The sequence below is a fragment of the uncultured Thioclava sp. genome, assembly GCF_913064665.1.
Lineage (GTDB): Bacteria > Pseudomonadota > Alphaproteobacteria > Rhodobacterales > Rhodobacteraceae > Thioclava > Thioclava arctica.
Window position 1 is genome coordinate 65,461 of record NZ_CAJYBT010000017.1, and the last position, 9,582, is coordinate 75,042.

Sequence of the window (9,582 nt, forward strand, 5' to 3'; positions counted from 1 at the left end):
GCCTTGGGGGCGCAACGATTTTCTCGGGGGAGTAAATGCTTCGGTAAATCTCTAGCAAATTTTTCATTTGGGATAGCCTAGCTCTCGCAGGAGACCTTTTGGGAATCCGACGGTTCATGTGTCTCAATCCAGCGATAGCAAACCGCTTGAGTTGGGCTGCGTCACAAGACGCTCGCGCAAACGAAGCACTTTTTTCGCGTCAAACCTGTGGTGATGATATGTGGTGACGGTCGAAAAACTTACCCCGTAAGTTTTTGGTTTTTAAGTGAAAATAAAGACTTATGGTGAGATGGCGGAGAGACAGGCAGCCATGCCCACTTCCACGCTGATCCCATGAATTCCTATAATGATATGAAAAACTTCATAAAAAACGAATTCGTGTTCCGAGTTCTTCTTGCTGATTCCGGGAGTATCCGGCATTTTCAGGGGGAAGGATTGGGGGAAGTGAGATGTTCGATTCCGAAAAAACACGCAAGGGCAAACCTCTGACGGCGGCCTTCGTTCGGAACATTAAAGAGCCGGGCAAATACCATGACGGAAATGGCACAGGGCTGTTCCTGCGCGTGGACAAGACTGGCGGGAAGTTTTGGGTTCAGCGCATCACCTTTGGCGGCAAGCGGCATGAGCTCGGCGTCGGGAGCCCGCCTGTCGTCAGCCTTGCGGAAGCCCGGGAGAAGGCGTTCGAGAACAAACGCTTGGTGCGTCTTGGCGGCAATCCCCTCACAGAGAAGCGCAAGGTGCATGCCGAGGCGCTCAACTTCGCCCAGGTGGTCGAGAAGTATCTGGATGCGAAGCTCAGCGAATTCCGCAGCGAGAAACATCGCAAGCAATGGCGTTCGACACTCGACACCTACGCTGTGCCTGTGATCGGCACATATCCTATCAGTCAGATCGCACCGGCCGACGTGTTGCGCGTGCTAGAGCCGATCTGGGAAACCAAAACTGAAACGGCGACCCGTTTGCGCCAACGCATCGAGGCGGTCTTTTCTTGGGCAATAGCGAGCGAGTTGCGCGAGACCGAGAACCCCGCGCGATGGAAGGGCAACCTTTCGGAAATGCTACCCAAGCCGAGCAAGGTGAAGAGCGCGCAGAATTTCCCCGCGCTCTCGCTCAAGGATGCGCCCCGATGGTGGGCCGCGCTGTCGGCGCGTGATGGGATGGCTGCGCGCGCTTTGCAGTTCGCCTGTCTGACCGCATCGCGGTCGGGCGAGGTCCGGGGCATGACGTGGGACGAAGTGGACCTTGATGCGGCCCTTTGGGTTATCCCCGCAGAGCGGATGAAGGCGCGGCGGGAGCATCGTGAGCCGCTCACCAATGGGGCCGTTTCGCTTCTGACTGGGCTTCCCCGATTGGAACGCTCTCCCTATGTCTTTTTTGCGCCTCAAGGGGGCATGCTGTCCGACATGTCGATCTCCGCAGTCATGCGCCGCATGCAAGAGGCGGAAGCGAAGGCCGATCAGCCCGGGTTTATCGATACGCGCTCTGGACGCCCGGCCGTGCCGCACGGGCTTCGCTCCACGTTTCGCGATTGGGCGGCGGAGGCAGACGAGAATGATATCCTTGCAGAGCTTGCTCTGGCCCATAAGCCGGGAAGCGCTGTCGAGCGTGCCTATCGACGCTCGGACATGCTGGATCGCCGTCGCCGCATGATGGCGCGATGGGAGCAGTTTCTACTTAAAGGAAGCCCTCTAGATCGTTGATTTTGCACGAATGCGTTTCGATCACACCCATGTGATCAATTCCTGCAAAAGTCATGAAAACAGCCCAAAAGTTTAGATATTCCCCCAGAGATTCAAATTACCCATTGATTTATATGTGAGTTTTGCCTGCGACGGGAGGCGTTTGACCGAAGGGCTCAGAGTGGCGCATCTGGATGTATGCGGCGCTTACAGGCAGTTGGCGGCGCGTGTCGGCTCCGATGCGCTAACACCGGAACCGACGAGAAGTCAGGATTTTTGAGCTAACCCTGTCTTGTCGATACTGCCGATATCGCCCTGGGTCAAAGAAAACTGCCCGGGCATTCATCGAGGCATGTTCCATGCAAACACGTATTTATCGCCGCCCCGACGTTGAAAAATTGGTCGGTCTGTCGCGCTCCACCCTTTATGCGATGATGGCCGAAGGCAGCTTTCCCAAGCCGGTCAAGCTGGGCAAGCGCGCGGTCGGCTGGCGCGAGGCGGACCTTCACACCTGGCTTGCAGATCGCATCAAGAACGCGGTGTAAAGCAATGCAAATAAATGAGAATTCTAAGAACGTCTGCAACGCTGACACCCGAGCCCGCGCGCCCAGTCACCTGGCGCTCAGGGTCGTGAAAATCCCAGACTTGGCCGCGCACCCCAAGCATATCGCACGGGAGGGCAGCTAGTGACCGATGCTCGCACAATTACCGCAGCCTTGGGCGGTCGATGGTCAGGCGGTTCAGGCAGTGCATGCTGCCCCGCCCATGAGGATCACAGCCCCAGCCTCAGTATCTCCGACGGGGCCGAGGGGCGACTGCTTCTGCACTGCCATGCAGGCTGCGACTTTCATGACATAATGGGGGCGCTACGCACGCACGGGATTATCAATGGCAATCGCGGCTTTCGAGCGATCGGGCCAATATGCCGAGCCCAGCGTAAAGCCATCGAGCAATCCGATGCAGTCAAACGCAGGCAGCTGGCCGCGAGCATCTGGAACGCGGCCAGCCCCATCGCGGGCACCCCGGCCGAAACCTATCTAAGGGGGCGCGGCATAACCTGTGCGCTGCCGCTCACTCTACGGTATCTAAGGGAGTGTTGGCACCAAAACGCAGGGCGCTGCCCGGCGCTCGTCTCTTCTATAGATATTACTGATAGAAAAGCCGTCGCCGTTCACCGCATCTATATAAAGGACGATGGCAGCGCAAAGGCTCCGATCTCCCCCGCCAAGGCCATGCTTGGCCCGGCGAACGGGGGCGCGGTCCATCTATCAAAGGCCCCCGGTCCGCTTGTCGTGAGCGAGGGAATAGAAACCGGCCTTTCGCTTCTCAGTGGCCTCTTATCCGGTGCCGCGTCGGTCTGGGCGGCGCTGAGCGCGCCGGGAATGAAGAACTTAGTCTTGCCACCTGTTCCGGGCGAGTTGATCATCGCGGCGGATGGAGATCCGGTGGGGCATGCGGCGGCCGAGGCGTTGGCAAACCGCGCGCATGCGCTTGGCTGGCGCGTCTCGATGTTGCCTGCGCCTACGGGGTTTGACTGGAATGACGTGCTAACCGGAAAGGCGGTGCGGACATGATGCAGGCCCTCCCGTTGCACCCGTTCACGCCCGACTGGCCCATGCCTGCGCCGCGCTTCTTGCGCGATGAGGTTCCGCCTCCGCCCACGCTGCCACTGACCCAAGTCTTCGGCTCCCGTTGGGCCGAGTGGATCACACGAGCGGCTGAGTCCAAGTCTGCGCCACCTGATTACGTCCTCGCCGCGCTTTTGCCTGCGGTGGGGGCGGCCATCGGCAATGCCCGATGGGCGATGCCCTGGGCGGGCTGGGCCGAGCCGCCTGTGCTGTGGACGATGGCTATCGGAAATCCATCGAGCAACAAATCCCCCGGCCTTGACGCAGTGCTCACTCCGTTGGGCCGCGTCGAGCGCGAGTTGCGTCGTGAGGTCGAGGTGAAGCGAGCGAGCTGGTTAGAGGCGGCCGAGCTTGCCAAGATCGCGGAGAGCACCTGGAAGGAGGCCGCAAAGCGCGCGATGAAGGACGGCGAGGACGCACCCGCCCGACCTGGCGAAGCCAATCCCGGCCCTGAGCCATTTCTGCCCCGCCTTGCAATTGCCGATGCGACTGTCGAGCGGCTGGCGGTCATCCTGGCCGAGCAACCACGCGGGACGCTGCTGACCCGCGACGAGCTGGCCGGATGGTTACACGGCATGACCCGCTATGCAGGCGGCGGCTCGGATCGGCCGTTCTGGCTGGAAGCCTATGGCGGGCGTGGCCACACGGTCGAGCGCATGGGCCGCCCGCCGGTCCATGTGGATCGTCTCTCTATCGGTGTCTTGGGAGGCATTCAGCCTGATCGGCTGCGCTCGCTCTTGCTGAAATCCGACGATGACGGCTTGCTTGCCCGTTTTTTGCCGCTCTGGCCTGATCCGGCCCCGATCCGCCGTCCCGAACGTCTGCCGGATGAAGGCTTTATCGAGGGGGCACTGCTGCGCCTGCACCGGCTCAACATGCCGGTCAATGAACGCGACGAGTTGGTGTCATGCTTTTTGCCCTTCACGGATGGAGCGCGCGACCGGCTCGACAGTTTGCGCCAAGCGATACGTGCGTGGGAGGGCAACGCAGAGGGCTTGCTGCTCTCCTTCATCGGCAAGCTGCCGGGGTTGGCCGTGCGGTTGTCGCTGATCCTGACCTATCTGGATTGGCTCACTAGGCAAGAGGCCGAGCCTCTTGAGATCGAACCCGATGCGTTTGACCGGGCGGCTCTGTTCATCGAGACTTACGCCCTGCCAATGGCGCGGCGTGCCTATGCCGATGCGAGCCACTCCAAAGCCGAACGCGCTGCAAGGCAGCTGTTGACCTTGATCCGGAAGCAAGGATGGGAGCGCTTCACATCGCGCGAAGTCTTGCGCCTGGACCGCAAGGGCCTGACGACGGCGGCGGAATTGGACCGCGCGCTTGGCGTGTTAGTGGAAGCGGAGGTTGTCCGTGCTGTCGAAGGCGCACCCAGCCCCAAGGGCGGGCGGCCAGTCAAGCTATTTGCTGTCAATCCGGCCGTCTTGCATCCGTCCCTTTGACCAATGTGGTCGCTGACAAAACCGACTAAACTGACAAAACCTTGGAAACTAGCGCGCGAAGCGGGGTTTTGTCGGTTAAGTCGGTTTTGTCAGGGAGGCTTAGGGCCGGAGTGAAGGAGGGCGGGTTGGGCGCTTCGCTGCGCCATGCACGACGGACAGCGATGCGCAGAAAGCGAGATTTGCAAAGCAAGTGTGGTAACGGAAGCGGCGGGTCAACTGGAGTTTGCGGCCCGGAGTTGCCGTTCGCATTACGCAAAACCAATGACCGCTCCCGGATCAACTCATCAATAGATTTCGCTCTCCAAAGAGCGGTTCACACCGTCCAGCATTGTAGCCGCCCAGTCACCGAGGACCGCATTACTACTCCAAGAAGCGAGCGGCTCTGTGAAGATCAGTAGATGTGGTTTCAGCGAGCCGCTCCAAGAGTTGGGATATATGCGCTGGCGCAAAGCATCACGGAACCTCTTTCTGTCGCCATACAGGTTAGCGAGGTTCTGGAGCGCGGGGTGCCAGGTCCATTTGCCGCTCTTCTGTTCGAGTATCGGGAAGAAGGTAAGGAGAAATGCAATGCGACCATCCGGATCGACCTCAACCCATTCAAGCAACAGTTCGATCGGGATATCGAATAGGGCTCCAGCGCCGACGCGCGAGAGGTCACTTGCGAAGGGCTTGGTAGCGGAAGTGATGGCGTTCATCCGATCACGTTCGACCCGTGTTGCGATCTCGTAAAAGCTTGCGAGTACAGGCCAGACTGCAGCCGGAGCGCGTTGAATTATAGTATCGAGGGCACCGCGTAGCACCTCCGGAGGACCGCGGCGTCTCGATCCTGAGGTTCGGCAGGTAAACACAAGCTGATCGGCAAACCTACGAGCGAAGGTTTCGTCGATCCCGTCAGAGGCGTCGACCAAACGGAGTAACCGATCGTAGGAATGATCGGCCATGGTAGAATTGCCATCTGCTTCTTCGGTGATCGATGGTGAAAGGATCGTAAACTTTACCAGATCGACGATTTTGGGCGGAAGAATCTTCTGGCCGTGTGTATACAGGGACAAGATCTCGAGTGCAGCCCATGCTCCTCCGTCAGAGCCACGCTCAACGAGCGCCTCGATAAACGTTGAAAGGGCAGCGTGACCGACTTCCTCGAGGCGACGTCCATAGGAAACCGAGACACTCTGAGCCGGCGTCACTCTGCCGTCGCGAACGTCGTTCGCGAGATTGTTGAGGCGATCATCAGTGACGCGGAGCGAGTTCATAATATACATCGGATTGGCAGCGAGGACCTTCGATGTCTTGGCAATGGTTTCAAGCTTACCGACGCCGTCTGGCTTATTGCGAAGGTGGTAATCGAGGGCCGATAGAAGGGAGGCGACAAAGTTGACGCCTGCCTGTGTGCCGCTCTCATCTAAGGCAGTGACGGCTTGCTCGAACGTATCCAAAGGGTCCTGCAATTCCGGGGCCAAGGCGTTCGCAAAGTCCTGTGGCGCATTCATCTCTTCCGTCGCCATGGCGTGGATGGCGCGGGAAAGCTGCTTCGGATTTCTCGCGATCACTGGCGCAAGTTCTTGCACGCGACGCGCCGAATATTCGTAGTCCGGGTCCACCTGATCCTTGTTGTAGTGGTTCGCGGGATCGTGCAGGTCCGCCCTCCAGAAGCGGCTATAGAGGCGGACCAGATCAACCGGGTCGGTCGGTAGGGTTGCGTCGAACAGCGTTCGCACAGCGAGCGAGAATTCATTCGGTTCTTCGGGCCGATCGAAATAGAGCCAGTCACCGATCCCGTGAGTGGCGTCAAACCAATGACCAGAGTGTGCGATCACTTCTTTGACGAATATCTCAAGGGTGGGCAAAAGACTTGGCGAGAGGAGATTACGGATGTCGCCCGCGACATGCTCTTCGATAACCCGACGCAGTTCGATGTCCTTGCGCCATAGTTCGAGCAGACGTTTGAGAGCCCAGTCGAAATAGGCGTTGATAGTGCCGTGATCGGCAGGCACCCATTCCGGGTGATAAGCTTCAGCGCCGATCTGCTCGAACTGTTCTGACCGAGAGATATGGGTTTGGATCATCGCTCCGAGCGCTTCGACACCAACGCGGCGGATACGCGGATCGTCTTCGTCCAGTGCCTGCTCCAAGGCAACACGACGGAGCCGATCATCAGCCTGCGAGCCTGCAAGCGCAACCTGGAAGAGCTGGCGTAATAGCTGCAAGATCGGCTGTGAGCCCTCAAGAGGGGCGACGGCCGCGAGACGCAGAACCATCTGCGCGGCGGGACCGAAGCTCTTCTGGCGCGAGGCGAGAAGACGCAGCGCGTCAACGAGTTCTTCAGTGACGTAAATTCTTTCGACATCGGAAAGCGGTACTTGCGCAATCGCCAAGTATAGGGATGTCCCTGTGCGATCAGGTTCGACATGAACGAAAGCATTGAGATAGGGCGCGACGTCGGATTGGACGATGTTTGCGCCAGCGAACCGTGTGCGCAATAGTAAATGGATGGCCTCGCTCAGCGTGCGGGACCGCGCGAGGAAGCGCCAGCGTGTGAGCATGGCGTCTCGGTGATGACACGGCGCGCTATCCAGAAACGCTAACAATGTTGAGGGGCGCAGATAATCGAGGCGGCGCAGCGCGAGGAAGTTAGCGATCGGACGGGGCTGAACGACCATCGCGCCATGATTGCGTTCGACCAGATGCTGCCGAGTGGCGATGACGAGATTCTCGTACATTAGTTCACCCTTCATATGAACCAGCATCTCGGCGAGTTTGTCGAAGGCGGCTGGATCCTCATCGGGCAAAAGGCTGTCGAACAACGAGAGGCATTCGAGCGCCCGCACGGTTTCGCGATCAGCACCGACCGCATCCATGATCTGCTGTGCAACATCGTCGACCGACTTTAGGATCGCTCTTTTCTCGTAGCTCTCGGTGGCGAGTACAGCGATGCGAGGAAACCCGTCGCAAAGGTCCGCGATATAGTCAAGTTCATCGGCCGTGGCCTTGGTTAGCTTGGTCGTAAGAATGCCCCTAATCGTCGTACGATCGGCCTTGGAGGGTCGAACCATGACGCACTGATCATCATGTTCGAGCCCGTCGGCGCCGATGGTGATGATGCGAAGCTGGCTACCTTCAGTAAGAGCGAGCGCGTTCAGTTCGCGAGCTTTATCGAGAGGGCATCCGTCCACGACAAGAACTGCGGCCGAGCCCTCCTTCACGATCTGGTTCGCTACGTCCCAGAGGCGATCTCCAACCTGGCTAAAGTCGCAGAAAACAAAGTTGGCGGCAGCAAGTCCCTTGAGTAGACCAGTGCCCGTGCGAAGCGCATGATACAGTGCTCGGGTCTTGCCGATTCCTGAGGCACCCCAGATGCGAACGGAAGCCCCAGGCTTTTCCAATTCGACGAAGAGGCGCTCGGCGAGTTGAGAAAACTCGATCGCATCGGCCTCATGGGCGCCGAGCGAGAATTTGCGGTCAGGGCTCTCAATGAACGGTGGCGCGGCGATGTCCGCGCGTTTGCCCCAATGATCGATAGTCGAGAAGCCAGCAAGGTCGATCGCAGAGTGCCGCTGCTTGATCCAGACAGCGACGCCGGGGTGCGCGCTCGCCCACGCGGCGAGCTTATTTCCCTCGTATACATCGACCATCGCGAGATTGGTTGGGTCACCACCGCCGGTCTTGATACCTTGCTTGATCGCGTTGACGCGATCCGCCGGTTTGTTGCCGACGAGCGCCGTGGTAGTAATGCCGATGTAGCTACCGCCGCGAGCGAGGACATCCCGCACAGAGTCATTTAGAATTTTGGCCGTAACTTTATTCTTTTGGGTGGGTTTGGTCCAAACCTCTTTTTTCCACTGAGCGTCGCCCGCGTCCTTCGCCTTGCATTGAAAGGTGATGTCGCAGCTTGGGGGAAAATTTGTTGATTTTGCGCCACCTGTCCAGGCAATTCTTGCGTCCTGTCCGCCATCGGCGACGGTGATCTGGAGCGGAACGTCCACGCCTCTCAGCGGAACGTTAGCATTGCGGGCTTCGGCGTAAAGAAGACGGCGCAACAACTCGACGAGCTCGTCTCCAGTGAAATCTTTGATCTCGTTAGGATGGACTGTAAACATATTGCCTTTCTAATTTGTCTGCATCGTCGGCAAAACGACAAGATGACCTAACGGCAAAGGGTTGGAAGGAATAACGTCGCCGGGGTGGTTGATCTCATGCCAAGGCGTTAGCTTTTAAGCATAGGTTCGTGTCAGCAGTCCAATTAAAACGGGCAAAAAAATGAGCTCGTAGGATGAAGAATAATCTGTTTTCAGAAAGTGGTCTCGATCCGCGACAGGCTCTGCTTCGTTCGTGTTGCCGACCTTGGTGGAGAGCGCAGCGAAGGTCCGCATCCCGCCCTTCCTGCATTCGCTCCAATGATGTCGCGGACCCGTATGTGAGTTTGCTCTAAGCTTAACTCAGTGATCTACTCTAGCGCGTAAGGATGGCTGATCTGGTTGGGCATTCTCGCCCCCTTAGGGCAATCATCCGGATACCGCAGTTAGAAAATTCGGCTAACAGATGGCGAGCGCGTATGGCGCTGTCCTCATCTGATTTTGACGCTGATCGGCATTCGCTTGAGTTGCTCAGCAACCGCTTTGTACAAATCAGCTAGGGGGAGGAAAAGGGGGAAGAGAAAACCAAGAGTTCAATATTATGATTTAAAAACAACATATTGAACGATGTAAGTGGCGGAGAGACAGGGATTCGAACCCTGGGTCGGCTCTCACCGACAACGGTTTTCGAGACCGCCGCATTCGACCACTCTGCCACCTCTCCGCGTCAGGGGTCTTCCTGTGGGGCGGATTTAGCGGT

At 58.3% G+C, this 9,582-nt stretch carries 5 protein-coding genes and 1 tRNA gene; 4 read left to right on the forward strand and 2 right to left on the reverse strand.

Features of this window, described 5'->3' with window-relative positions; genetic code table 11:
* Nucleotides 1-449 precede the first annotated feature (449 nt).
* The 4 genes from QZ571_RS09365 (at nucleotide 450) to QZ571_RS09380 (ending at nucleotide 4,749) form a co-directional block, all read left to right on the forward strand.
* Nucleotides 450-1,700 carry a site-specific integrase gene (locus QZ571_RS09365; protein WP_295533772.1) on the forward strand — a complete coding sequence of 417 codons (1,251 nt, stop codon included), beginning with the start codon at nucleotides 450-452 and terminating at the stop codon, nucleotides 1,698-1,700.
* Between the two features lie 338 nt (nucleotides 1,701-2,038).
* On the forward strand, nucleotides 2,039-2,224 hold the full coding sequence (locus QZ571_RS09370) for an AlpA family transcriptional regulator (RefSeq protein ID WP_295533774.1): 186 nt from the start codon (nucleotides 2,039-2,041) through the stop codon (nucleotides 2,222-2,224).
* A 687-nt stretch (nucleotides 2,225-2,911) separates the two neighbouring features.
* On the forward strand, nucleotides 2,912-3,253 hold the full coding sequence (locus tag QZ571_RS09375; protein ID WP_295533785.1) for a toprim domain-containing protein: 342 nt from the start codon (nucleotides 2,912-2,914) through the stop codon (nucleotides 3,251-3,253).
* Entirely contained in the window at nucleotides 3,250-4,749 is a 1,500-nt protein-coding gene (locus QZ571_RS09380; RefSeq protein ID WP_295533776.1) for a DUF3987 domain-containing protein, read from the forward strand. Before QZ571_RS09375 ends, QZ571_RS09380 begins: the two co-directional genes overlap by 4 nt.
* Before the next feature lie 284 nt (nucleotides 4,750-5,033).
* Here QZ571_RS09380 and QZ571_RS09385 read toward each other — a convergent pair whose 3' ends face one another.
* Entirely contained in the window at nucleotides 5,034-8,846 is a 3,813-nt protein-coding gene (locus QZ571_RS09385) for a hypothetical protein (protein WP_295533778.1), read from the reverse strand.
* A gap of 610 nt (nucleotides 8,847-9,456) precedes the next feature.
* Nucleotides 9,457-9,546: transfer RNA gene (locus QZ571_RS09390), tRNA-Ser, on the reverse strand.
* Nucleotides 9,547-9,582: the final 36 nt, after the last annotated feature.